This window comes from Deinococcus seoulensis (assembly GCF_014648115.1).
In the GTDB taxonomy this organism is placed as follows: domain Bacteria; phylum Deinococcota; class Deinococci; order Deinococcales; family Deinococcaceae; genus Deinococcus; species Deinococcus seoulensis.
Map to the genome: position 1 here is coordinate 1 of NZ_BMQM01000084.1, position 1,664 is coordinate 1,664.

Annotated in this window: 2 protein-coding genes and 1 pseudogene; 1 reads left to right on the top strand and 2 read right to left on the bottom strand. The window is 64.7% G+C overall.

From position 1 onward, the window contains the following. Positions 1-381: 381 nt before the first annotated feature. On the bottom strand, positions 382-957 hold the full coding sequence (locus tag IEY70_RS20765; protein ID WP_189066930.1) for a hypothetical protein: 576 nt from the start codon (positions 955-957) through the stop codon (positions 382-384). Between the two features lie 51 nt (positions 958-1,008). On the opposite strand from IEY70_RS20765, the gene IEY70_RS20770 reads away from it, so the two are divergent. Then, the gene (locus IEY70_RS20770) at positions 1,009-1,257 is read left to right on the top strand and encodes a helix-turn-helix domain-containing protein (RefSeq protein WP_229778140.1); all 249 of its coding nucleotides are present in this window, start codon (positions 1,009-1,011) and stop codon (positions 1,255-1,257) included. Between the two features lie 24 nt (positions 1,258-1,281). Here IEY70_RS20770 and IEY70_RS20775 read toward each other — a convergent pair. Then, positions 1,282-1,664, bottom strand: a pseudogene (locus tag IEY70_RS20775) (IS4 family transposase); the annotation flags it as partial.

Below are 1,664 nucleotides of genomic sequence, written 5' to 3' on the forward strand. Positions count from 1 at the left end.
CGGGGAGGCTGGGAGTGAGTCGAGGTCTCTATTCAACACTGTCCAGATTCTGGGGAGCAGACCATCGCCAGTTGCCGGTTGGCCACGTTCATACCGGAATACTGCGCTGAGCACCGACTTGCCACGCTGCGCCGATGCTCAGATTGCTCGCGCCGTGCAGGCCGTTCAGCCGAGATTCGCAGGACCGATACGGACTCCGATTGAATGGCTTGCAAAGCCCCTGGGTCCGGGCGGACTCGTCGGTCTGCGCCGCAGAGCGACGAGGACCAGAACACCCCTCCGGGCGTGGAGTTGGTAACCCGGCACGTGGGCGGTTGGAGGGCGAAACAGACGGCAGTCGGTATGACACCAGGCGGTGAGGCGCGCTCAGGTCGGCCAGCTTCAGCTTTCGGGCGGGTGCTGTTCCGCGCGGTCGTCCGGCGCTGCGCGGTCATCGTGGCAGAGGGCGACCGGGCCCAGGCCTGAGGCGATGGAGTGGGCTTTGCCGTCTTTCCAGGTGTAGGCCCTGCCCACGAGGTACTCGGCGATGTACCCGACCATCACCAGTGGATGCCACTCATCGACCAGTCCCCGCTGGGCGCAGTGGGCCAGGTGGATCAGCGTCTGATCCTCGACCGGTAGCTGGTGGTGGGGTGGCGAGAGCCACTGCCCGCACCACTCCACACTCTCGTCGATCAGGCTGCTGACGGCCTGGGAGACGCCGACGAGGTAGGGCAGGTTGATGGTGAGCGGATCGCGGATGTCGGGGGTGGGGGGGTGCAGGGGGCTGACGTGACGGATGTGCAGGATGCCGCTGGCGTGGGTGCCGTACAGAGCGCCGCCGGACCAGCGGCCGGGGGTGTGGAGGCCGCGGGTAATGCGTTCGTGGACGGAGCGGTCGAAGAGGAGGGTTTCGGTGGGGGGGCGAGTGGTGCGGGGCTGTGGGAGGCCGAGGTGCCAGCGGGTCGCGCGGTCCATGCACCAGTATAACCTAATTCGGTGACACTGAATTAGGTGTAGACTCTGCTGGTGGTCACACGGAGCATGGTCGCCATGCCTGAACCGAGCGCGCCGCTGTCCCTGCGTCACCGACTGGCGCAGAACCTGCGCCGACTGCGTCTGGAACGCCAGTGGTCGCAAGAAGACCTCGCGGAGCGTTCCGGGCTGCACCACAACCAGATCAGCATGATCGAACGCGCCCGCAGCAGCGTGGGCATCGACATCGTCGAGAAACTCATGGCGGCGCTCGGTGTGCGCGCCAGCGACCTGCTCGACTGACCCGGCCTGGCAGACATTCCAGGCTCAGTACCCGACACTTTCCAGGGAGTTCGTCTGGGACGGCATCAACAGGTCGATCAAGTCACACAGGCGTACTAACTCCCGGCTGAACGACCGGACCAGTTCCCGCAAGCCCATCTTCACGACGCTCCACGCCCGACGACCATGCGCCTTCTTTGGGCAGTCCAATGTGACCCCGACCAGCACACACCACGTGTAGGTCAGCGTCAACAGGCACAGCAGACGCTCCACGTGATCGTGGAGCGTCATGTGTGTTTCCTCCAGTTGGAAGCCCTTACTCTTGAGTGCCCGGAAGAGACATTTGATCAGGAACCTCCGGCGGTATCGCGTCTGGATCGTCGTCACCGCCCCGGCGTTACTGGCGATGATCAGCGACTCACCATCTC